This is a genomic window from Edwardsiella tarda ATCC 15947 = NBRC 105688, from assembly GCF_003113495.2.
Taxonomy (GTDB): Bacteria; Pseudomonadota; Gammaproteobacteria; order Enterobacterales; family Enterobacteriaceae; genus Edwardsiella; species Edwardsiella tarda.
This window is the reverse complement of the sequence record NZ_CP084506.1, coordinates 1,256,033-1,279,667: the sequence shown is the minus strand read 5'-3', so window position 1 is coordinate 1,279,667 and position 23,635 is coordinate 1,256,033. Positions and strand designations below refer to the sequence as shown.

The 23,635-nt window shown below is 59.8% G+C and carries 21 protein-coding genes; 14 read left to right on the top strand and 7 right to left on the bottom strand.

Annotated elements, in window-relative coordinates:
* A complete protein-coding gene (clpS, locus tag DCL27_RS05930; protein WP_005287629.1) occupies positions 1-321 on the bottom strand; it encodes an ATP-dependent Clp protease adapter ClpS in 321 nt (106 codons plus the stop codon).
* 439 nt (positions 322-760) lie between these two features.
* Here clpS and cspD point away from each other — a divergent pair, with 439 nt between their 5' ends.
* The gene (gene cspD / locus DCL27_RS05925) at positions 761-982 is read left to right on the top strand and encodes a cold shock domain-containing protein CspD (RefSeq protein ID WP_005287631.1); all 222 of its coding nucleotides are present in this window, start codon (positions 761-763) and stop codon (positions 980-982) included.
* Positions 983-1,146: 164 nt separating this feature from the next.
* Positions 1,147-2,112, top strand: a complete 966-nt coding sequence (locus DCL27_RS05920) for a VirK/YbjX family protein (RefSeq protein WP_005296933.1) — start codon at positions 1,147-1,149, stop codon at positions 2,110-2,112.
* Here DCL27_RS05920 and DCL27_RS05915 read toward each other — a convergent pair.
* Together DCL27_RS05915 and DCL27_RS05910 are read right to left on the bottom strand one after the other, a co-directional pair.
* Positions 2,109-2,780, bottom strand: a complete 672-nt coding sequence (locus DCL27_RS05915) for a prepilin peptidase (protein WP_035599185.1) — start codon at positions 2,778-2,780, stop codon at positions 2,109-2,111. The genes DCL27_RS05920 and DCL27_RS05915 overlap by 4 nt on opposite strands.
* A gap of 18 nt (positions 2,781-2,798) precedes the next feature.
* Positions 2,799-4,469, bottom strand: a complete 1,671-nt coding sequence (locus DCL27_RS05910) for an ATP-dependent endonuclease (protein ID WP_005287638.1) — start codon at positions 4,467-4,469, stop codon at positions 2,799-2,801.
* Positions 4,470-4,693: 224 nt separating this feature from the next.
* Between DCL27_RS05910 and DCL27_RS05905 the strand changes: the two genes are divergently transcribed.
* The 4 genes from DCL27_RS05905 to DCL27_RS05890 all read left to right on the top strand — a co-directional run bounded on the left by DCL27_RS05905 (position 4,694) and on the right by DCL27_RS05890 (position 9,501).
* Entirely contained in the window at positions 4,694-5,593 is a 900-nt protein-coding gene (locus DCL27_RS05905) for a LysO family transporter (protein ID WP_005287641.1), read from the top strand.
* Between the two features lie 179 nt (positions 5,594-5,772).
* Positions 5,773-7,428, top strand: coding sequence for a hydroxylamine reductase (hcp, locus tag DCL27_RS05900; RefSeq protein ID WP_035599182.1), 1,656 nt, complete (start codon positions 5,773-5,775; stop codon positions 7,426-7,428).
* 60 nt (positions 7,429-7,488) lie between these two features.
* Complete coding sequence (gene hcr, locus DCL27_RS05895; protein ID WP_035599179.1) at positions 7,489-8,487, top strand: NADH oxidoreductase; 999 nt, start codon at positions 7,489-7,491, stop codon at positions 8,485-8,487.
* Between the two features lie 396 nt (positions 8,488-8,883).
* Positions 8,884-9,501, top strand: a complete 618-nt coding sequence (locus DCL27_RS05890) for a type 1 fimbrial protein (protein WP_223931149.1) — start codon at positions 8,884-8,886, stop codon at positions 9,499-9,501.
* 144 nt (positions 9,502-9,645) lie between these two features.
* Here DCL27_RS05890 and DCL27_RS05885 read toward each other — a convergent pair whose 3' ends face one another.
* Together DCL27_RS05885 and DCL27_RS05880 are read right to left on the bottom strand one after the other, a co-directional pair.
* On the bottom strand, positions 9,646-10,182 hold the full coding sequence (locus tag DCL27_RS05885) for a TQO small subunit DoxD (protein ID WP_035599172.1): 537 nt from the start codon (positions 10,180-10,182) through the stop codon (positions 9,646-9,648).
* Positions 10,182-10,481, bottom strand: coding sequence for a hypothetical protein (locus DCL27_RS05880; RefSeq protein ID WP_005296915.1), 300 nt, complete (start codon positions 10,479-10,481; stop codon positions 10,182-10,184). The genes DCL27_RS05885 and DCL27_RS05880 overlap by 1 nt, the downstream gene beginning before the upstream one ends.
* 671 nt (positions 10,482-11,152) lie before the next feature.
* Between DCL27_RS05880 and DCL27_RS05875 the strand changes: the two genes are divergently transcribed.
* The 8 genes from DCL27_RS05875 (at position 11,153) to DCL27_RS05840 (ending at position 21,915) form a co-directional block, all read left to right on the top strand.
* The gene (locus DCL27_RS05875; RefSeq protein ID WP_165798003.1) at positions 11,153-11,833 is read left to right on the top strand and encodes a fimbrial protein; all 681 of its coding nucleotides are present in this window, start codon (positions 11,153-11,155) and stop codon (positions 11,831-11,833) included.
* Between the two features lie 333 nt (positions 11,834-12,166).
* Complete coding sequence (locus DCL27_RS05870) at positions 12,167-12,862, top strand: hypothetical protein (protein ID WP_035600773.1); 696 nt, start codon at positions 12,167-12,169, stop codon at positions 12,860-12,862.
* Between the two features lie 41 nt (positions 12,863-12,903).
* The gene (locus DCL27_RS05865; RefSeq protein WP_035600777.1) at positions 12,904-13,656 is read left to right on the top strand and encodes a fimbrial biogenesis chaperone; all 753 of its coding nucleotides are present in this window, start codon (positions 12,904-12,906) and stop codon (positions 13,654-13,656) included.
* A gap of 61 nt (positions 13,657-13,717) precedes the next feature.
* On the top strand, positions 13,718-16,165 hold the full coding sequence (locus DCL27_RS05860) for a fimbria/pilus outer membrane usher protein (protein WP_170114862.1): 2,448 nt from the start codon (positions 13,718-13,720) through the stop codon (positions 16,163-16,165).
* On the top strand, positions 16,162-17,061 hold the full coding sequence (locus DCL27_RS05855) for a fimbrial protein (RefSeq protein ID WP_035598115.1): 900 nt from the start codon (positions 16,162-16,164) through the stop codon (positions 17,059-17,061). Before DCL27_RS05860 ends, DCL27_RS05855 begins: the two co-directional genes overlap by 4 nt.
* Positions 17,062-17,172: 111 nt before the next feature.
* Positions 17,173-18,225, top strand: a complete 1,053-nt coding sequence (ltaE, locus tag DCL27_RS05850) for a low-specificity L-threonine aldolase (RefSeq protein WP_005287681.1) — start codon at positions 17,173-17,175, stop codon at positions 18,223-18,225.
* A 21-nt stretch (positions 18,226-18,246) separates the two neighbouring features.
* A complete protein-coding gene (locus tag DCL27_RS05845; RefSeq protein WP_035598117.1) occupies positions 18,247-19,776 on the top strand; it encodes a DUF2867 domain-containing protein in 1,530 nt (509 codons plus the stop codon).
* A 1,128-nt stretch (positions 19,777-20,904) separates the two neighbouring features.
* Complete coding sequence (locus tag DCL27_RS05840) at positions 20,905-21,915, top strand: NAD-dependent epimerase/dehydratase family protein (RefSeq protein WP_005287693.1); 1,011 nt, start codon at positions 20,905-20,907, stop codon at positions 21,913-21,915.
* Here the strand turns inward: DCL27_RS05840 and DCL27_RS05835 are convergent, their stop codons facing one another.
* Both DCL27_RS05835 and DCL27_RS05830 read right to left on the bottom strand, forming a co-directional pair.
* Positions 21,916-22,764 (bottom strand): N-acetylmuramoyl-L-alanine amidase, encoded by an 849-nt coding sequence (locus DCL27_RS05835; RefSeq protein ID WP_005287696.1) that lies wholly within the window; start codon positions 22,762-22,764, stop codon positions 21,916-21,918.
* Positions 22,765-22,869: 105 nt separating this feature from the next.
* Entirely contained in the window at positions 22,870-23,514 is a 645-nt protein-coding gene (locus DCL27_RS05830) for a LuxR C-terminal-related transcriptional regulator (protein ID WP_005287699.1), read from the bottom strand.
* Positions 23,515-23,635: the final 121 nt, after the last annotated feature.

The following is a 23,635-nucleotide window of genomic DNA, read 5'->3' as shown; positions in this document are numbered from 1 at the left end:
TCAGGCTTTTTCCAGCGTGCACAGCAGCGGATGGTCATTCTCGCGCGCATAGCGGTTGATCAACGCCACCTTGGTTTCCGCCACCTCAGCGGTAAACACGCCGCACACCGCCTTTCCCTTATAATGCACAGTCAGCATCAGCTGCGTTGCACGTTCGATGTCGTAGGTAAAGAATTTTTGCAATACCTCAATAACAAACTCCATCGGCGTATAGTCATCATTATTCAAGATGACGCTATACAGTGACGGCGGCTTCACCGCCTCGCGTGTCCGTTCATCGGCCAGGGGTTCAAGATTCAGCCAATCGTTCAAGTTTGCCATTTCAATCTGTTACCTATTTCCTTCCCCCGGCATCGCCGGTCATCATTCATTACTGAGCGATATCACAACTCTCTATAAGATTACCAGCCCGCCGTGCGTTCTGGCCGCTTAATAGGATAAAAAAAATGCAACGGTGCGCAATTGCGTTAACCACCTCAAACTTTAACCAAAAGTTAGCGCGCTAAAAATAACCAATGCTTGACGCCGACAGGGGCATCAATAGAGTGTAGACAAGCGGTCGATGCATGGAATTCTCCGCCGCCTCACCGCCCGGTGACTCGCCCGTGGCATGGCTTGCCGCCGCCCGTAGGGTCTGTTCCTAAGCTGTTGCCGCCCCATCTGCGACAGGTTAAGAACCGATCTTGAATCAGTCTTATCTCATTAACCGTGATCGCTGCCACCCGCCGCGATCTGCCACCGTAACGAGGGATGTATAAGCATGGAGACGGGTACCGTAAAGTGGTTTAACAACGCCAAAGGCTTTGGCTTCATCTGTCCAGCCGGCGGCGGCGACGATATTTTTGCCCATTACACCTCGATTCAAATGGAGGGTTACCGCACGCTGAAGGCGGGTCAACGGGTACAGTTTGAGCTTCATATTGGGCCGAAAGGCAATCATGCCGACACCATTATCCCCCTTCCCAACGAGCCGCTCGCGTAATCGGCGGTCGCACTAGCCGGCTCTCCCGGCTGGTGCCCGCTTAACCTCAACCCCGGCTCAACCCGGCGGTTATCTCGCCAACAACCGTTTAGCATATTGTGCTACGGTTTAAACTCGCTCCGCGACAATGCTGACATCGTTCATCAGCCATGACAGGTCGCACCATGTCCACTCTTGAGATCGGCCACGCTCGCCGCCCCGCCCACCCCGGTTTCACGCTATTCGCCGCGCTGGCACAGGGGAAGTACCGCCCGTCTGGGCTGTGGCATAAGGCCAGCTTCCGCGCCAAATTTGCCCTGCGTACCCTGTTAATGCCCCGCGCCAGCGGACAACTGCTGACCATGCTGGCCAGCTTGGCGCAACGCGATGCCATCCTGAGCTGCCAGCCCCGTCTGCCTTGCCGCCTGCATCATCCCTATCTGAGTCGCCGTTTTTCCCGGCACCAGATCATCGCCGCCTTAAGCACACATTACCGCCTGATCGACCACTGGCTCAGCCACGCACAACGCCAGGCGCTGTATAGCGGCCAGTCGTTAACCCTGGCGCAGGTCTGCGGCAAGCAGGAGCAGAGTTACACCCTGCGCCTAGCGGTAAGGGAGCGCTTGGGCAAGGAGGGGGAACTCTCCCTCTCCCTGCACGATCAGCAGGATCATCTGCTCGCCGTCTGCACCTTCACTCTGCTCACGCATCATGGCGTGCCCACACTCTTCATCGGCGGGCTGCAAGGCTCCTCACCATCGCTGCCGCACAGCTACACGCAGGCGGCGACCAAGGCATGTCATGGGCTCTTTCCTAAGCGCCTGTTGGCCGAGGCACTGAGTGAGATCGCGCAACGGGCGCGGTGCCAGCAGATCCTGGCGGTCGGCAACGCCGATCATATTTACAGCCACTGGCGTTATCGGCGCAAGAAGCAGTCCCAAATGCTGGCCGACTACGATGGCTTCTGGCGCTCCCTCAACGGCGAGCCGAATGAGGAGGGCTACTTCAGCCTGCCCCTGACGCCCACGCGTAAGCCAGCGGAGAGCATTCCGAGTAAGAAGCGCGCCGAATACCGCCGCCGCTATCAGCTGCTCGATGCCCTACAGCAAGCGCTACGCGACCACCTCGACCAGGCGCCCAGCTCCGATTAACTCGCCGCGCTCAACAGCAGCGGCAAGCCTTGCCATAACCCAGCCAGTACCAGTGGCGGACCGAAGGGGGCGGGATACGGCACCAAGCCCCCTTGGCGCCAGGCACGCCAGGTGAAACCGGCCAAAGCCAGCAGGCAGGCCGCTAACAGCAGCGTCGGCAAGCGTGAGGCGCCGACCCAGGCGCCGAGTGCCGCCACTAACTTGGCATCGCCGCCGCCCAGCCCCTCTATGCCACGCCAGCACCAGAAGCCCCAGGCTACCAACCACAACAGCAGATAACCCGCCGCCGCGCCGAACACCGCGTCGGGCAAGGCGGCGGGACGATAACTCGCCTGCCAGAGCAACCCGAGCCACAGCAACGCCAATGTCAGCCGATCGGGTAACAGCAGCGCGGCGCGATCGAGCAACGCCAATCCCAGCGTTAGGGTGCAGAAACCCATCCCACACAGCCAGGGCACGCCAGGCGGCAGGACGTTGGCCAGGATCAGGGCGATCGCCGCCAGGCCACACGACAACGCCGCAGGAGCGGGAAAGGGAGAGATATGGCGGTCATACCAACAGAGCGGGGGGAGTAATGGCGGCGGTAACGCGCACAATAGGCGATGCAACGGAAACCCGAGCGCCAAGCCGAGTAGCGCGGCTAACGCCAACTCCCCGTCTTGCACCATCGCCCCCTCCCCGCCGCGTTAATCCGCCTTGCCGCGCGCCAACCACAACACACGCGAGAACATGTTCTTCAGCAGCAGCGGCACCTGGCTCACCCCCGCCTCCTCCGCCCGCGCCGCCACCAGGATCGCCAGATCGGGCTTGGAGGAACGGTGGATCGCCTTGATGATCACCTTACGCGCCGCCATCGGCGCCGAGGCCGGGATGCCCGCCATCTGGTGATACACCTCGGCAAAGCCCTCGTGATACATGAAATGCTCCATGTCCGGCGCCGGCAGCATGGTCAGGCGATCGCGCTCCGTCTCCTGCATGCCATCTAACAGGCCACGCACCGTGGCGGCATATTTGCGCCCCGCCTCGTCACCATCGACCAACACATGCCAGGCAATTCCCATGCGCCGGGCGAACTTGATCAAGGGACGCAGGCCACACTGGGCAAACTCGATCACCTTGATGCCCTCGGTGTCGAAGTGGTAGCCACACTGGCGCGCTAACTCGCTCAGTAGCCAGACTTCGGTCTCTCCCTCCACCAGCAGCCAGCAGCGGGCAAACAGCGACGAGGCGCGATTGAAACGGATATGAAAGGCGATGCGCCGGCTATCCTCGGGCGACATACCGCGCGGCCCGATGCGATAGGTCGCCACCCGCCCAGACTGACGCACCAGGCGGCACACCCGTTCGACCGGCATCAGCGCCAGCAGATCACCGGAGTTGGTGGTGGTCACCTTCTGCAAGGGCAGCAGGTTGAGCAGCCCCCAGGCGACCGACAGCATGATCGGATGCAGACGCGTCTCGGGATCCTCGATCAGCAGCAACGGGCGCGCATGATGATCGAGGATCACCGCCCCCTGCGCCTGCAACAGTGTCGAGAAGAGCCCCAACAGGATCAGCCGCATGTTGCGGCTACCCGACTCGGCGATCATCTGATTGATGTTTTCCAGGGAGCGCCAGGCCTGACGGCCATGGATGATCTCGTTGCGGTGACGCCGACGAGCACCGGCGGCGGTCTCATCGCCATTGGCGGCGAAGTAGTGCTCCAGCAACTGTTGCATGGCGCCCAACCCGGCACGTAATTCGCTGTTGCTGAGCTTCTGCGGATTGCACACCAGTTCGCGCGTCAGATCGGCCAATTGCTGTGCCAACTGCCCCTGGTCGGGGTGCTGGCGCCCCGCCAGCACGTTAGGATGCAGGCGGCGAATGAAGCGGGCGTCGCGCAGACGCAGTACCGGATGCAGGCGGATCAGCTCGCGCGCCAACAGGTCGACATGATGCAGCGCCAGCGCTTCCCCCTGTTCGTTGAGAAAGGAGCGCCAGGTACAGACCGTCCCATCGTCGCTCAGCTCACCCTCCTGCCGGAAGTAGATGCGCTGTAGGCGATCCTCGCCCTGTTGCCAGAGTGGTGACAGGCGGTGATAACGGCGGGAGCGGGCATGACCGCGTAGGCTTTCACAGAAGGTGAAGACGATCTGCAAATGATGCTCGCGCGCCGTCTCATCGCCCGGTGGAAAATAGAAATCGTGCGCCTCGAAACGATAGAGATCGTTTTGTGGCGATAGACAGAGCGTCAAGGCATCCAGCAGGCTCGACTTACCCCAGGCGTTCTCACCGATCAGCACGGTATTCTCATCTAGCGACAACGAGATACGATTGATCCCGCGAAACCCAACGACCTCAATGCGTTCCAGATACATGCCATCCCTCTCTCGTCGCTGCACACTCTTTGAGAATGCGGGCAAAGCGTAAACGGGTCAAGGTAAGGCCACGGTCGTTGCGCCATTTTGTGCTGCTTTTCTAAAAAGTACGCAGAGAAAAAAGCTAAAAACACCTTTTTATCACCCGCTAGGCTGCTGCAGCTTTACTCACCTCCCCCTTTTCAGTACGGTATTAGCTTTAAAATTTAACAAGTTAGGCTGTTATGTATTCTGGACTCCTGATCATTCTGGTGCCACTGCTGCTTGGCTACCTGCTGCCCCTGCATCACAAGACGCTGATCCGTTTCATTAACCGCATGCTGAGCTGGATGGTCTATCTGATCCTGTTCTTCATGGGGATCAGCCTGGCATTCCTCGACAACCTGGGCAGCAACCTGTGGCTGATCGCCAAGTATGCCTCGCTATTCTTCGTGCTGATCATCGGTGCCAACCTGCTGGCGCTGTGGCTACTGGAGAAACGTTATCCCTGGCGTGTCGCCCATCGCCAGGAGGCGCTGCCCTCGCGGCTGCACATGGCGCTGGAGTCGCTAAAGCTATGCGGCGTGGTGGTCGGCGGCTTCCTGTTGGGGCTGACACAATGGCCATGGTTGAGCAACGCGACCCACGCCAGCGAGTACGCGCTGATCTGGTTGCTGTTTCTGGTCGGCCTCCAGCTACGCAACAGCGGCATGTCACCGACACAGATCCTCCTTAACCGCCGTGGGATGATGATCGGCTGTGTGGTCTGCGTCAGCGCCTTGGCTGGCGGCGCCCTGGCCGCGGCCCTGCTGGGCCTACCGATTAAGACCGGCTTGGCCATCGCCTCCGCCTATGGCTGGTACTCCCTCTCCGGTATCATGCTGACCGAGGCCTTTGGCCCGGTGATCGGCAGTGCCGCCTTCTTCAACGACCTGGCGCGCGAGCTGTTCGCCATCATGATGATCCCGACGCTGATCCAACACCATCGCGGCAGTGCGTTAGGGCTATGCGGCGCCACCTCGATGGACTTTACCCTGCCCGTCTTGCAGCGCAGCGGTGGTCTCGAACTGGTCCCGGCCGCCATCGTCCACGGCTTCCTATTGAGCCTGTTGGCACCGGTGTTGATGGCGCTCTTCTCCTCCTGAGGCCCGAGGCGGCGCACCGCGCCGCCTCGACTCCACGTAAATACTTCCCATTCGCAAATTAATTTTGCGCTAAATCAAACAAAGTAGAAGTTGTATTAAAAACTCCTTTTTTGTTGCCCGCGTCCGCCTTACCCTCAAAAACAAGCATAATAAATGCAACTTTAAACAGAGGGTTCCCCATGTACTGTGTTCAATGTGAGCAAACCATCCGTACACCGGCCGGTAACGGCTGCTCCTACGCCCAAGGGATGTGCGGCAAGAGCGCCGAAACCTCCGATCTGCAAGATCTGCTGGTCGCCGCGCTGCAAAGCCTCTCGGCCTGGGCGCTCGTCGCCCGCACGCTGGACATCCGCGATCACGCCATCGACAGCTTTGCGCCGCGCGCCTTCTTCTCCACCCTGACCAACGTCAACTTCGACTCTGCACGCATCATCGGCTACGCCCGTGACGCCCTGGCGATGCGTGACAGCCTGCGCGCCGCCTGCCTGGCCAAGGCACCAGGCACGCAGTGCGACCATCCGCTGGCCGATCTGCGCCTGGCAGGCGACGATATCGCCACCCTCCGCCAGCAGGCGGCCGCCTTCGCCCTGAATAGCGACCGCGCCGAGATCGGCGATGACATCCATGGTCTACGCATGCTAAACCTGTACGGCCTGAAAGGCGCCGCTGCCTACCTGGAACATGCCCATGTTCTCGGCCAGCACAGCGAGGCGATCTACGCCGACTACCACCACTATATGGCCTGGCTCGGCACCCAGCCGCGCGACATGGAAACCCTACTCAACAACGCCATGGGCATCGGCAAGATGAACTTCGCCATCATGGCGATGCTGGATAAGGGCTCGACCGACGCCTACGGCGATCCGACGCCGACGCAGGTCAACGTGCGACCGGTCGCCGGCAAATGCATCCTGATCTCCGGCCACGATCTGAAAGATCTCCAGATGCTGCTGGAACAGACCGATGGCCTCGGCATCAACGTTTACACCCACGGTGAGATGCTGCCGGCTCACGGCTACCCTGAGTTGCGTAAGTATCGCCATCTGGTCGGTAACTACGGCAGCGGCTGGCAGAATCAACAACAAGAGTTCGCCCGTTTCCCCGGCCCGATCCTGATGACCTCCAACTGCATCATCGATCCCAACGTCGGCAACTACAGCGATCGCATCTGGACGCGCAGCATCGTCGGTTGGCCGGGCGTTCGTCACCTGGAAGGGGATGACTTCAGCCAGGTGATCGCTCAGGCTCAGGTGTGTGACGGCTTCCCCTACAGTGAGATTGAGCAGTGGATCACCGTCGGCTTTGGCCGCGCCACCCTACTCAACGCGGCGGATAGCGTGATCGACCTGGTCGCCCAGAAGAAGCTGCGCCACGTATTCCTGCTCGGCGGGTGCGACGGCAGCCGCGACGAGCGCAGCTACTACACCGACTTCGCCCGAGCCATCCCACAAGACTGCCTGATCATGACCCTGGCCTGCGGCAAGTACCGTTTCAATAAGCTGGAGTTCGGCACCCTGGAGGGGCTACCGCGCCTGCTGGACGTCGGCCAGTGCAACGACGCCTACGGCGCCATCATGTTGGCGGTCAAGCTGGCCGAGAAGTTGGGTTGCGGCGTTAACGATCTGCCGCTGAGCCTGGTGCTCTCCTGGTTCGAACAGAAGGCCATCGTCATCCTGCTGACCCTGCTGTCGCTGGGCGTAAAAAATATCTATACCGGGCCGACCGCGCCGGCATTCCTGACGGAGAACCTCCTGGCGATCCTCAACCAGCAGTTCGGCATGCGCGGCATCAGCAGTGTCGAGGCCGATCTCGACGCACTCCTCAACCAGGCTTAATCCTTACGCCGCCCCGGCCCCGCGCCAGGGGCGGCCTTAGTACTGCGAGAATTCACCATCATGACTATGCCCACTCCGCAATGTCCGCATCGGATGCAAGTCCATTCACTACGCCAAGAAACCCCCGACGTCTGGACCTTGAACCTCATCTGCCCCGACTTTTACCCGTACCAGCCGGGGCAATATGCCCTGGTCAGCATCGGCGGTGACGCCGAGACGCTGCGCGCCTATACCCTCTCCTCCACGCCGGGCCTTAGCCCCTTCATCACCCTCACGGTACGGCGCATTGCCGACGGCATCGGCTCTGGCTGGCTCACCCACCAGGTAAAACCCGGCGACTACCTGTGGCTCTCCCCGGCTCAGGGGGAATTCACCTGCCCGCAACCGGGGGCCGACGCCTACCTGATGCTGGCCGCCGGCTGTGGGGTGACACCGATCATCGCCATGACTCGCTGGCTCTTGGTACACCGCCCGGCCAGCGATATCGCGGTGATCTACGCGGTACGTAGTCCGCGCGATATCATCTTTGCCGAGGAGTGGCACCGCCTGGCCGCCGCCCATCCTCGCCTACAACTGATCCTGCTGGCCGAAGACGACGCCAGCGGCGCGATCCTCTCGGGTCGCCTGAATCAGGCGGTACTGGGCCAGGTCGCCGACTTAGCCGCCCGCACGGTGATGATTTGCGGCCCGGCGCCCTACATGCGCCACGCGCAGACGCTGCTGAGCGAATTAAACGTCCCAGCGCAACAGATCCATCTGGAGCGCTTCCAACCGGAGGCGGCGAGCACCCCGCTCGGCGGCACGCTGCGCATCCTCTCCTGCTCACACCCCGGCAACTACCGCGCCGCCGTCGGCAGCACGCTACTCAGCGCGATGGAGCAAAACCGGCTACCGGTACAGGCGGCCTGCCGCGCTGGTGTCTGCGGCAGCTGTAAGACCCGCATCCTACGGGGCGACTATCAGGCCGGTAGCACCCAGACGCTGACCCCCGAGGAGATCGCTCAGGGCTACGTGCTGGCCTGTTGCTGCCAACTCAACGGGGACGTCGAGCTGGCCTAACCGAGCACGCAGGCCAGCATGTATCCCCTGCGCGCGGGCAAGGCGAGATCTATAAGGGGCGCCGCGTCCCCCCGCGCCGCTATCCGCGCCCACTTGTGCCGGTCTCTCGCCATGCGCCTCCCCTACCGGGAGGCGCATAATACGGCGATGGACTCACCCACGTCGTATTTCCCCCTCTTCATTTCGCACTGGCTCTGAAAAAGAGGCCGTGACCTGCCTAGGTCGTGGCCGATGCCTCGCGACCATGTAATACTCACAAAATTAATATTATTAAGATCAATTCGCTTTAATTAGACGACAGCACCATAAGGCTGAATTCCGAGAACGGCTCATCGACGCACCTAATTTGCTACCGACTCTAATATCATGACAATAAAATATTATTTAGGATTATGTTTGACCCTCATCGTCTACGCATTGATGCCCGCTAGCGCCAGGGCAGCGCACGGTGAGGCGATCAGAAATGGCAACGGTAGCGTGACCCTCCATGGGGAGATCATGAATAATAGCTGCGGCCTCGTCGTGAATGATCCCACTATCGCGTTCACCCTCACCAGTCAACAACTACGGGATCTCAAAGGACTCCTTGTGCAAGAGATCCCCTTCAGCTTTACCCTACTGCATTGCCAAGATACCCCGGTACGCGTCGCCCTAAGCGGCGGACAACCCAGCGTTATCCGGGGAAAACCCTCGGGAGAGTTCAATGCCTTTGACCAGGTCCCCTTCCTTCATTACCAGATCGTCGCCGAGAGCACGGGCTCGCAGGGAACCTGGTATACGTACTACCATGAAACGGCGACTAGCAAGGAGCACCTCGGTAGAATCTCCTATGGAAATCTAATTTTTCCGGCGTCTGTCTCCGAAAACGAAAAGCGTGGCTATGCGTTCAGCGCACACAGTGATACTGCGACAGTAAACTTTATCCTCAGAATCTCGCATCATAACCACCATAAATTAGAGACGGCCCCACGTGAGCTGAACGCTCGTATTATCTATTATTTCTTTTACTACTAACGCGGGCGTATTAGCGCATCAATCCGCCACGTCAAATCCGCCTCCCCTATCCAGAGAGGCGTGAACCAATAAGCGTCCACACTGGGCGCTGAAAAAGAGGCCGCGGCCTGCCAAGCCGCGCGTATAGGGCTGAATGCCAGGCGATCAGGCGACAATGCGCAGCCACCTGGCCGAATAATGCGCCAGTAGCCACCCATCGATCCCATAGGCGCGTCCGGCACCGGTCAACATACAGAGGGCGCCAATCAGCAACAGCAGCACATTCTGACCAATCGTATCCGCCCCATTCCCCGCGGCAGCAAGCAGGTTCATCAGCGAGGCCAATATCGCCACCAATCCACCGACCCGCGTAAATAACCCTAGGCACAGGCTTATCCCTGGAACCGCATAGGCCAGGAAAATAAAAAAGGCCCAAAACGCGGGATGCGTCGCGATATCCTGCGTGATAATGTCCCCGACCCATGGATACATCGCCTTGGCCGCAAACCCGCCCGCCCCGCCGATACGCTCAACCAGACCACTGCCCGATAACCAGGCGAGCGAAGACTTAGCATCGGCACCGAAAAAGGCGCCATTAATCCAGTTCCACGAGCCCGCGATGCGCAATACGCTCAGCGCCAGCAATGCCGACATCGGATAAAATCCGGCATGCGTCTCACCATTATTTGTATCAGCCATCATTACCCCCAGATCACCTGATGAATGCCCGGTGCCGTGATCGATGCACAGAGGAAGACCAGCGACAGCAAGAGCAACGCGATATGTTTTGCCCGATATTCAACCGGGCTACTCTTCACCGTAATACCTGATAACACAAAGCAAAATAGCGATAAGGCGATCCCCAGCCAGGATGCGGTGCCAATGGCAAACCACGACAACATGTTCAAGAAAAACAGGAAATCGATAAACGCGCCACGCGGGGTTTTCGCCGATCCAACCCGCGCTGAGGGAGGGGGAGATAATCGGTCATGTTCACACATACTTTTTCCTTCGTTTTATTTAGTCACTCATCATTAATCTTTCCTTGCCTTGTTGCTCACGACACGCGTGCACACCCGGCTCCAGTCGGGTGCCCCAGTTGTATTCCAATTTATTGAGTCGAGAAATGATGTTTATTTTTATGCCTGGCGATAAGCCAGCGATGATTTGAGTATAGCCACCTTGTCGCCAGCCAAGGCCCAATAGCAACAATGACGGTCATTATGGCCGATATTAGTATAAATAGAGCCATTAATAGAACATAACGTATGTGAATGGTTATACCGCGTCATATTTGCCATCAGTAAGAAATGAGTGCAGTCGATTTATCTTAGTATTATCTAGCTGCTTTAATACTATTCATCGTCCTGCCATCACCTGAACCGCACCCACGCATTACGTCGGACAGAAATATATTTCAAAGCAATACCACCAATTTAAAACAGAAAAACCATTTATCATTAAGGCCTCGACCTCGACACTTTCTCTGAAAATTCAACCTGGCGATAGATCAAGAATGGCGTCTGACAGCAAAGGATGTAACAGTATAAATAATCTTATCTGAGATAATTGTCTTATATTATCGCATCCTAGTCGCGTACCGACGGAAACGGCAGAGCGCTAGGGCGATGATGGTAATCGATTAACTATTAATATGTTCAAGTGGGAGCTTATGGCAGATCAGCGGAATCATCGGGGGTGGGTGGGGGTCGGTGCGATTGCCCTGGCCATGGGATTAAGCGCTACGGCGGCGTGGGGGGCGGCGCCATCCTCCGCCTCTAGCGTAGAGAGATCCCTGCTTTCCGGCATACCCGTACCCGGCGGTAGCGGCACCATCAATGTTACCGGCCATCTGATTAACAGCAGCTGCGCCGTCTCAGTCGATAAGAACAGCGCTGAGTTTACCCTCAGCCAGAGTCAGGTACAGACCGCGGTATTGAATGATGTATTAGCCACGCTCCCCTTCACCTTTACTCTCGCACAATGTGCCAATATGCCGGTTGTATTCATGTTAAAAATGTCAAACAGCCAGGATTACTCGTATTCTTTTGACAAAATCGATTCACTTATATATCGATTATTCTTATTTGCTAACAATATCAATCAAGAACAATGGCAAGGTATCGAGAGATCGCAGACCAAATCGTTAGTAATAAACGAAAACGGTGGCATTCCCCTACGTAATTACAATACCGCCCAGAGAGCGGCGCTATTGTTTACCCCCCTCACAGAGATCGAACGATTTACTATCAATATGGTGATTGTTAAAACATTGGGTGAGCATAATTACACACCCATTTCTGATCTAGATGAGATTACCACTAGTTTTACCTATGAGTTCACCTATTTATAAATTTAATATTATCTCTTCTAGATAATGGCAACGAACAAAAAATAGCGATCATAAAATTATAAATATGAAAGACAATAACCTAAGGTAATCGGCGGCGATGGAACATGCCCCGGACTGCAATCGCTCTGAAAATAAGGGTAAGTCAGCCCTATAGGCTGGCTGATCAGCCAAGCTAACGGTATAAAATAAAACTACTTATTCCAAGCGAGTAATCAATTGCCTCCCGGCGCGCTCAACATCATCAGCGTGAGGGCCACCCCATCAGGAACGATTATCGCCGCGGGTTGATTTATGGAATGGATAACGAATAAAACTATAGAGAAGGGAATAATAATGCGTAATTACTTGCAACGAGCTGGCCTGAGCCTAGCGTTGATACTCGCCAGTCATCAGGTATTCGCCGCGGGCGGTACCATCACCAATGGCAGCGGAACCATCACCATCAACGGGTATATCATCGACAATACCTGTGATTTAGCCATCTCCGAAAACACGGGTAATTTCGTGATTAACTCCCGAGCCCTCACGGGAGCGAGCACCGATGAGGTTCTCACCAGCTTGCCCTTTACCTTTACCCTGACGCATTGCCAGGGGACGCCGGTACAGATTGCCATCCAGGGGAAACCCTATCAGGGCGATGCCAACCACAACGCCTTTGACGGCGACGACCGCGCGGGGATCTATTACCAGATCGTCACGCAACCCGATGCCGCCAGCGGTAGCTGGTACCGGCCCAACACGGCGAGTGACGGCGAGAAGAAGAGCCCCGTTGCAACCGGCGAGTCGATCGTGTTCCAGAACGGGGCGGCCCAGTCTCAGGGGCCGATCTTCGAATCCAGCAGCGAAACCGCCACCTTCGATATTACGGTCAATATTCAGCGTAGCGCCCACGCACTCAGCTCCACGCCCTCCGTCCGTGCGTTAATCGGCAGCACACCAGAAGGCGAGACGTCGCCAGAGGACACGGAAACGTCAGCGGTTACCCCCGCACTGAGCGCCACCTTCACCTATAGCTTCACCTACTTCTAACCCATGTTCCCTGGCGCGCCGCGCCGGGGACGAGATGAACCATGAATCGTCTGACAACAATCCTCATCATGAGCCTGGCGCTGAGTGGCGGGCCATCCGCCCTGGCCGCCGGCGGACTCTCCCTCGCGCAGACCCGGGTGGTCTACCCCGGTGATAAGAGCAGCATCGCGCTCGGCGTCAATAATAGCTCGCAGCATGATGTGTGGTTGCTGCGCGGCTGGGTGGCGGAGGCGGAAAGCCAGCAGAAGAGCCCAGCGTTTGTCGTCACCCCGCCCCTCTACCGTCTCGATGCCGGCAACGAGGTGCAGTTGCGCATCAATGCACTCAATACCGCTGCGCTGCCCGCCGACCGTGAGTCACTCTTCTACTTAAACGTCCTGGCGATCCCGCCGACGGCGGAGCCCACGCCGTCCAGCCAGGGCGATACGCACGGCAACGTCAGCTTCGCCATTAACACCCGCATCAAACTGTTCTACCGCCCGGCGGCCATCGTCGATAACCAGGCGGTGAAGGCCGCCTACAGCCAGATACGCGCCTACCCAGATCCGCGTGGCGTGACCCTACACAACCCGTCACCCTACTACCTCACGCTCAACGCGACCCAGATCGATCGGCGCGAGGCTCAGGGCAAGGGGCAAGACTTTATGCTGGCGCCTTATGGCGAGCTGACGATCGCCCATCGCGGTCAGGCCCGCGAGATCAGCTACCAGGTGATCGGCGACTACGGTGGTCGCTCTACCCGCTATACCATCGTCCCCCTTCCTTCGGCGGATCGTTCGACGCATGCGGAGTAGGCGAGTCCCCACCGTTACGCCCCTGCGGCGCCGATCGCCAGTCTGGCTGGGGCTGCTGATATTGGCGAGCGTTCCCGCCGACGCCAGCGAGACGCTACGCTTTAACCCACACTTTCTTACCCTGGTTGACGGCGAGGCGGCGCGTGAGACGGACCTCTCCTATTTCGCCGTCAAGGGCGGCCAGATGCCGGGCGACTACCGGGTTAGCGTCTGGATCAACGATCAACGCATCGAAGAGAGTACCCTGCACTTTGTCTCCACCGAACAGCATCCCGGCTTACTCTCGCCCTGCCTCAGCACCGAACAGCTGTTGCGTTGGGGCATCGCCCTGCCGCATCCTCCCGACGCCGACGCCCCCTGCCACGCCTTTCTGGCCGCGGGCGACAGTAACCTGCACGAAGCCGTCGACTTGAGCCAGATGGCGTATCGTCTCACCGTGCCGCAGGCCTATCTGCTGCACAGCGATTGGCTACGCACCACACCGGAGCAGTGGCAGCAGGGCACGCCGGCGCTCCAGGCCAACTACAGCCTCAACGGCAGCAAACAGGGGCTACTGGTGGCACACGCGCAGGGCGAGCATACGCTGTTTCTCGGTACGGACGCGCTCGTCAATCTGGGCGGCTGGCGGTTGTATAACGCCAGCAACTACCGTTACGGCCAGGAGGGTGGGCGTTTCCAGGTGTTACGCAGCTACCTGCAACACAGCTATGGTGCTGGCCAAGGGGGCGAGTTCACCCTGGGGGAGACGGCCACCAGCAGCGAGTTCTTCGATGCCTTTCCGTTTATCGGCGTCAAGCTGGAGTCGGACGACGGCATGCTCTGGCCCGCGCTCACCGAGTATGCCCCGCGCATTCGGGGCATCGCCGCCTCGCAGGCGCAGGTGACGGTGCGCCAGTCCGGCCAAGTGATCTACCAGCAAAATGTGCCGCCTGGGCCATTCGAGTTCAGCGATCTGGTGGCCTACAACGGGGGCGATCTGGAGGTGACTATCCGTGAGGCCGACGGCAGCGAACGTCGTTATACCCAGACCGCCGCCACGCTGCCGCTGCTCCAACGCAATGGACGGCTGAAGTACAGCCTGGCCAGCGGGCGCTACAATGGCTACCGGCAACGCCAGCAGCCGCTTTTCGCCAGTGCCAGTGCGGCCTACGGTCTGCCCTGGGAGAGTACGCTGTACGGCGGATTGCTGCTTAGCGGCCGCTATCGTTCGGCACAGCTCGGCGCGGGCAAATACGACGCCCTCCTCGGGGCGCTCGCCGTGGATGCCAGCTATGCCGATAGCCAGCCGATGGATACCCGGCTCGGTGCGCCCCAGCGCCATACGGGTTACGCCTACCGCCTGGCCTACGCCCGTGGTTTTAACAGCGGCACCGCGCTTAATTTCTCCTGGTCCCACTACGCCAGCCAAGGGTTCTATACCCTGGCGGATAGCCTCGACGACGCACCCTTTTGGCACGACGCCGCCGCGCTGCGGGTCAAGCGGCGCGTCTCGCTCCAGCTCTCCCAGTCGCTGGCCAGTCTGGGGCAGGTATCGCTCTCCGGCAGCCAGGAGGCCTATTGGCGGCAGGCGAGCGCGGGCAGCAGTTGGACGGCCTACTGGAGCAACAGCCTCGGTCCACTTAACGTCAACCTCGCCCTCAGCTACAGCGAAGCGCCGCGACAAGCCCACGACACGCTGATCTCCTTAGGCCTGTCGCTGCCGCTTGCCAACCTGCTCGGTGGCGCCCCGCTGAGCCTCGGCAACACTACCACGCGGCTCAACGGTCGCCTGTCGAATCAGACCAGCCTCTCCGGCAGCGCCGCCGACGGGCGGCTGAATTGGGGGCTGGCCAACAGCTGGAGCCAGGATGGGCAGTCACGTTCGCAGAGCGCCAACCTGATGTGGAGCGCCGGGCAGGGGCAACTGACCGCCAACTACAACCACTATCGCCACGGCGATATGCTCAGTTATGGCTTACTCGGCGGCTTCGCGCTACACCCCGGCGGCCTGACGCTCTCGCGGACCCTCTCGCTCAATGCCGGCACCGCCCTGATCGACGCCCAAGGCGTGGCCGGTGTGCCGGTGAAGAGCGGCGGCTCGCTACAGACCGACTTGCATGGTTATGCCCTGCTGCCCAACCTGACGCCTTACCAGATCAACAACGTCGCGCTGGACGTCAACCGCTTCCGCGACGACACCGAGGCGGGCGAGACGGATAAGCGCGTGCTCCCGGCTCGCGGCGCCCTGATCCCGCTGCGCTTTAACGTCAGCGCCGGCTATCGCGCCCTGATCACCCTGCGGCAACGGGGCCAAGCTCTGCCGTTGGGCGCGCAGGTACAGGTCACACATGCCAATGGCGTCATCCATGGTTTGGTGGGGGACGAAGGGCAGGTATACCTGTCTGGACTGCCGCCCCAGGGGCATATCGAGGCGCAGTGGAACCATCACCCTCGTTGCCAGGCTGACTATCAGTTTAGCGGCACGGGCCTGCAACAGCTCAGCCTAGAATGTGAGGAGAAACGCGGATGAATCGAGAGCGGATCGGCCTGTTATGCGGCACTGGCATCGGGTTGCTCTTTAGCCTGTGTGCCCTGGCGGAGCTACCCAGCTTGGTGCAGTTTGGCGGCGTGACGCCACGCTTTAGCCTGGCCCCCAACGAAACCCTGGCGGAACAGCGCCTCACCCTGCCCCTCACCTGTGCGCCAGCGTGCCAACACACCCGTCTGCGTTGGGAGCGCGTCGGCCTACCGATCCCCGGATCGCCAACGGCGCGGCACTACCGCTTCTTTAGCGCGTTGCCGGGCATCGGTATCGCATTGGACACCCGCGAGACCACCCCAGACGATCCCAATCTGACCCTCTCGCTGTTCGCCATCGGCACCCGCCATCAGACCGGGCGCCTCGACCCGACCCGCCCGCTGCTGCGCTGGTATCTCGAACCGTTGCACGGCGACAGTACGCAACCACTGCAAAGCGGCGCCATCTATGTCGCCGCCGAGATCCACGCCGGTACCTGCGCCCCACAGCAACGCGATCTGACGGTGCAGATGCCACCGGTCGACATCGCGCGCCTCAAGCGGCTCGAGGTCGGTGAACCCTTGACTCAGGGCGCAGAGAGCGTACAACTCGCCATTCGCTGTACTCCCGGCGTGGCCGAGGGGTTCACCCTCCACTTTCTTGGCCGACATCCCAACGATCTCCCCCAGCTACTCAGCGCCTCGCGCGGCGTCGGGTTTATCGTCACCTTGGCGGATCGACAGCCGGAGCAGGCGGTACGCTGGAGTGGGGAGGAGGGCTACGATGGTACCATCCCCGACAGTGGTAGTGTCGATCTGCCGCTCCATCTCTACTACGCGCGCAGCGGTGAGCCACTCATTCCCGGCGATGTGAGCGCCCGCGGGATATTTCTACTCAGCTATCGCTAATCGGTGCACGCAATCGATCGCGTCGCCCCCTTGCTTTTCCTTTGGCAGCCCATCGGTCGGCATGATACAACAGAGTTTTCTCAATGGATTTAGCCGACCAAGGAGTGCCCGATGCTCGATCTACGTAGCGATACCGTAACCCGTCCCAGCGAGGCCATGCGCCTGGCTATGTCACGCGCCGACGTCGGCGATGACGTCTATGGCGACGATCCCAGCGTCAACCGCCTGGAGCAAGAGGCTGCCGAGCTCAGCGGCAAGCCAGCGGCGCTGTTTCTGCCCAGCGGTACGCAGGCCAACCTAGTGGCACTGCTGACCCATTGCCAGCGCGGTGACGAGTATATCGTCGGGCAGAAGGCCCATAACTACATGTATGAGGCGGGCGGCGCGGCGGTGTTGGGCAGCATTCAACCGCAACCTATCGATGCCGCCGAGGATGGTACCCTCCCCTTGTCGCAGGTGGCGAGCGTGATCAAGCCCGACGACATCCACTTCGCCCGTAGCCGCCTGTTGAGTCTGGAGAACACCCATAACGGTAAGGTGCTGCCGCTGGCGTATCTGGCGCAGGCCTGGGCATTCAGCCGCGAGAAGGGGCTGGCGTTGCATATCGACGGCGCGCGCATCATGAATGCGGCGGTAGCGCTGGAGGTGCCGCTGACCACCTTGACCCAATACTGCGACACCCTGACCCTCTGCCTCTCTAAGGGGTTGGGCGCACCGGTCGGATCGCTATTGTGCGCCGACGAGGCCTTCATTCGCCAGGCGCGGCGCTGGCGTAAGATGACCGGGGGTGCCATGCGCCAAGCCGGTATCCTGGCCGAGGCCGGGCGCTACGCCCTGCAGCACAACGTCGAACGCCTACGCGACGACCACGCTAACGCCGCCTGGCTGGCACAGGCCGTGCAGGAGTTAGGGCTGACGCTGCTGCCGCCCGGCGCCCAGACCAACATGCTGTTCGTGTGCATGCCCGCCGACGAGGCCGCCGCACTCGGCCCCTGGATGCAGCGCCACGGCATCCTGATCAGCGCGGCGGCCACCACCCGCCTGGTCACGCATCTGGATGTCAGCCGAACCGATCTAGAACGGTTGATCGCCCTGTGGCGCACCTTCCGTCAGGAATATCGCCCGACGAGCGGCGCGGCCCCGGCCCCAACCCCTTACGGCTAATCGATTCCCAGAGAGGTGTGCATGCGCGGATTGCGTATTCTGGTATTAGGCGCCAGCGGCTACATCGGCCAACATCTGATCCCCCAACTGTGTGCCCAGGGGCATCATGTGCGTGCCGCCGCGCGCCGTATTCGCTGGCTGCAAGAGCGTAACTGGCCCGGCGTCGAGTGTCAGTATGTCGATCTCTACCAGCCGCAGACCCTGACGGCGGCGTTAGATGGCATCGATCTGGTCTACTATCTGGTGCATGCCATGGGAGACGGCGATGACTTCGTGCGCGCCGAACTCCAGGCGGCGCAGAACTTCAGCCGGGCCTTGAGCATCTCACGCGTCCAGCAGGTGATCTTCCTCGGGGCATTGCAGCCGCCCGACGATCCCTCGCGTCATCTGGCCGCACGGCGTGAGACCGGCGATATCTTACGCACCAGCGGCGTACCGGTCACCGAGGTTCGCTCGGGGATCGTCATCGGCCCCGGATCAGCTGCCTTCGAGGTGATGCGTGACATGGTCTATAACCTGGCGATCCTGACGCCGCCGCTCTGGGTGCGATCCAAAAGCGCGCCCATCGCGCTGGAGAACCTGTTGACCTACCTCTGCGCGCTGGCGGATCTGCCGGACGGCGACAACCGGGTGTTCGAGGTCGCAGGCCCCGAATACATCAGCTACCAGACCATGTTCGAGCGCTTTATCCGCGTCAGCGGCAAGCGGCGTTGGGTGATCCCGTTGCCGATCCCTACCCGCTTGATCTCGGTCTATTTCCTGCATCTGATCACCTCGGTGCCGACCAGTATCGCCCGCGCCCTGATCGAAGGACTCAAGCACGATCTCCCGGCTGACGACCGGGCGATCGCCCACTTGATCCCGCAGACGCTGATCGGCTTCGATCAGGCGTTAACGGATACCTTGGCGCATGAGCAACAGGTGATCGACTCCGCCGATTGGGGCTACGACGCCCAGGCGCTGGCCCGCTGGCGGCCAGGCTACGGCTTCTATCCGAAACAGGCGGGGTGTCGCCTCACCACCCGAGCCTCACGCCAGGCGCTATGGCATGTGGTGCAGCAGATAGGCGGCGATCAGGGGTATTTCTTCGCCAACCTGCTGTGGCAGATCCGCGCCCGCCTGGATGATCTCACCGGTAATCGTGTCCATTATGGCCGCCCGGCACGCCCCACCCTGCAACTCGGCGACCAGATCGACGGTTGGAAGGTGATCACCCTGAAGGAAGAGCGCCAACTGACGCTGTTGTTCGGCATGAAGGCGCCTGGGCTCGGGCGCCTGACCTTTACCCTCGACGAGCATAACGGCTTACGCTCACTGGATGTCCGCGCCTGGTGGCACCCCGCAGGCTTCGCCGGGTTGCTGTATTGGTTTGCGATGATGCCAGCGCATCTGTTTATCTTCCGCGGCATGGCGCAACGCATCGCCGATCTGGCCGAGGCCTGGGACGATGCCCAGCCCACCAGCAGCCGCGATAGCCGCAGCACGGCGCTCGACGCCACGCCGAACACCCCCGAGGAGCCCAAGGGGACAAACGCCACACCCGGCGAGTAAACCTAGCGCTAACGGGTCGCCAACCGGGTCACCCACCCCGTTCACGCTTGCCATCGCCGGCGCGATGGCAGGCTCACCGGCTTGAGTCATCCACCCCATAAGCCAACGCGAGATCTAGCCAGGCGGCCAGCGACGAGGATATACATGGGACATATACGGCAGGACTATGCCTCACCCTACGCGCGCTACTCCATTCACTCTTGGCACCATTACGCCTTATCTAGGGCTGAAGCGATAGCTCATCTTGGTTTGCAATACAGTCGGCCCTTATTTAATAGGAACAACCCTTACACCATACGGAGTGATGCTCTGGCTATCTCGCCATGCGCCTCGGCTTAGAGCCTACTTTATCGGCGCTATTATTAACCGAGACCTTATCACCAAGTTTAATAACGCAGTGACGCTTAAGGCGGGAGGCCCCCTGCCATTCATCGACGCGCTTAGCCGCCCGATATGTTTACGCTTCGCCCCCTATATTTCATGCTTATCTGCATTGGGCTTATTGTTACCAATGCCATAGCCATTACCATGGTTATCTTTCCTGCCAAAGCAGGGGCGGTATCACCGGCTTGGTCGTATTTTTCGTGGCTGACGTTATTGGCCCTATTAAGCGTTCGACCTTGGCATTATCCCTATGCGACTTGACGCTGCTCCTCCCGCTCACGCTTATCAAACGTGTGGCCTACCATCAGAAAAGCCAGCCCTCCCCCCCGCGCCGCTTCCCTCTTGCTAGACGAGCACAGAGGAGGGCGCGTGGCGCGATGTAACACCAATGGGGGCCATCGAACCACCCTGCAGCCCGTCGCAACGCGCGGGTCGCCTCTCGAGCGGCCGCCTCGCGCAATCCCACCTTGCATGAGGTCATCGGTCGAATCGGATACGCCGAGTAACGAGGCACTCAGCGCGTAATCCTCATCCAGACCAGGTTAATAGCACGATAGCGCCGCCGCCAGACACAGACGACAACAAATCTGCTGAGTAATCCGATTGCATGTCGGGCCGATTCACGGAAAAATGGCACCCTTATTGTGCAGTCGGAGCCGAATCGTGTTCCCGGCAGTCAGAACGGCCGCTAATCGGCCGCAACGAATGGCCTGATCAAGACAGGCTCACGGTGGATAGGCAAGTATGAAAGTTTTGGTGACCGGGGCAACCAGCGGTCTCGGGCGTAATGCCGTAGAGTATTTACGCCAGCGGGGGATCAGCGTGCGCGCTGCGGGGGACAACCTGGCCATGGGGCAGGTGCTACAAAAGATGGGAGCGGAGTTTATTCACGCCGATCTCGGCAACTTAGTCTCCGCCCAGGCCAAGGCGATGCTAAGCGATGTCGATACCCTGTGGCACTGTTCCGGCTTCACCTCACCCTGGGGATCTCAAGAGCTGTTTGAAACCGCTAACGTGCGCGCCACCCGCCGCTTGGGCGAGTGGGCCGCCGCCTATGGCGTGCGCCAGTTCATTCATATCTCCTCGCCCGCCGTCTACTTCGACTATCGTCATCACCACGACATCAAAGAAGAGTTTACCCCGGCGCGTTACGCTAACTACTACGCCCGCAGTAAGGCGGCCGGCGAAGAGGTGATCCGCGCCTTGGCGCTGGCCAACCCACAGACTCACTTCACCATCCTGCGTCCACAAGGCTTGTTCGGCCCGCACGACAAGGTGCTGCTGCCCCGTCTGCTCAGCACCATGAAGAAGCATGGCTACCTGTTATTACCGCGCGGCGGCGTGGCGCTGCTGGACATGACCTACGAAGAGAACGCGGTGCATGCCATGTGGCTGGCGACCCAGCATCCGAATACCCCCTCGGGGCGCGCCTATAACATCACCAACCACCAGCCACGCCAGCTCCATCTGATGCTGCAACAGCTGATCGACGCGCTGGGCGTCACCTGCCGGCTGCGTGCCATTCCCTACCCGATGCTGGACATCGTGGCACGCACCATGGAAAAGCTGAGCACGCGTAGCGCCAAGGAGCCCACCCTGACCCACTATGGCGCGGCCAAGCTCAACTTCGACATGACGCTGGATACCGGGCGAGCGCAGAATGAGTTGGGCTACCAACCCATCGTCTCGCTGGAAGAGGGCATCGTGCGTACCGCGCGCTGGCTGCATGACCATGGGCGCCTGCGCCAGCTCTAATTAACGCTCAGGGGGTTGCGGGCCGGGGCCGTACTTCGCTAACAGGGCATCGACGATGGCGCACGTTTCGGCATCGGCCTCACCGCGAAAATCGGTGGGACGATAATGCATCTGGAAGGCGGCGATGACGCGTCGTGAGGCGGCGTCGTTGATCCCCGTCGCGGCGATCTGATAGCCCCAGAGGGCCAGACGCCGTTGCAGGTAGGCCACGCCTGGCGGCGACGCCTGATAACGCTGGCGGTAGGCGCGCACGCGTGCGGCATCGGGCCAGGCTCCGACGCCCTGCTCCGCCAACAACGCCCAAGGAAACAGTGGCCCCGGATCGACCTTACGCTGTGGCGCAATGTCCATGTGCCCCACCACGTCTGGTGGTGCAATATGATAGCGCCGCACGATGTCGCGGCTGAGGGCGCGCACCGCCGCGATCTGCTGCGCGCTGAAGGGGTACCAGACGATGCCGTTGGCCGTACGCCGATAACCGGGATTCTCGATTTCGATACCGATAGAATTATCGTTAAGCCGAGTCTGGCCGCGCCAGTAACTGACCCCCGCATGCCAGGCGCTACGCGACTCCGGCACCAGTTGCCATACCACCGGCTTACCCTGGCGCTGCGGTGGCTGCGCCGGCACCAGATAGTGTGCGCTGACCTGCTCGTCCGTCAGCACCTTGAGGGAAGAGGCGAAGTCCTCCGCGGTGTAATGGATCACCAGGTAACGTACCCGCGGCTCGGCGCGCAACGCCTGCTGACTATCATCCACCAGGTAGTCTCCGCGATCACGCAACGGTGGATGGGACTGACACCCCACCAACCACACCAACAGCAGTAGCAGTAGCCCCTTGTTCATCATTCGCTCCCCGCCTACGCCGCGTGCAAGACCCGTGTAACGCGACGCGGCTAACCCCTGAGGTCATCTGGCAGATGATATTACGCGTGTTCCGGCGCGACGTCAGCGTCATCCGTCCAGATTCGCATCCGCCCACTTCACCGCCTGGGTGCGATTCTTTACCGCGATCTTCTTGAAAATATTATAGATATGAGTTCTGACTGTGTTCTCGCTGATGTACAACATCTGCGAAATATCCTGATTGCTGGCACCTTGTTGCATCGCCTTCATGACCTCAAGCTCGCGCAGGGTCAGCGGCAACGAGGGACGACGCGCTCGCAGCACCCGATTCCCCACCGGTTCGCTCGACTGCATGGGCAATACCAGTAAGGCTCGTAACCGGTGCAGTAATATTCGTAGATGCATCTGTGCCGGAAACGCAGCGATAATATTCGCATGGCGATACCACCTCAAGGCCAAGTCCTGGCGATGAACATTGATCAAAATAATTCGTGAGGTGAGTGAATGATGAAATATTGTCCGTAGCCAAAAATCACGCTGTGCCTGTTCAGCATCTAATAGCGATGCATCAAATATAATCAAGGTGTCAGAGTTCAATACGTCGGTGATGTTTTGGGTTTCATCACAGAGGCAAATCGGCACACCCAGATAATTATTAAGCACGTCGACTAATAGCAGCGACTGTAACGTGCGCGAGGTAATTAGCGAGAGTTTGTTATTTCCCTTAAATAGGTCATGGCTGACCGCCATCATGAAATCCTCTTCATACAAACGCAGAGACTAATCCTGTAAAACGTACTAACACAGCAGCTAATAACTAATTGAGATATCACCCCACAATAAAATGATAAAAAAGGAATAAGCCAGCAGGCAG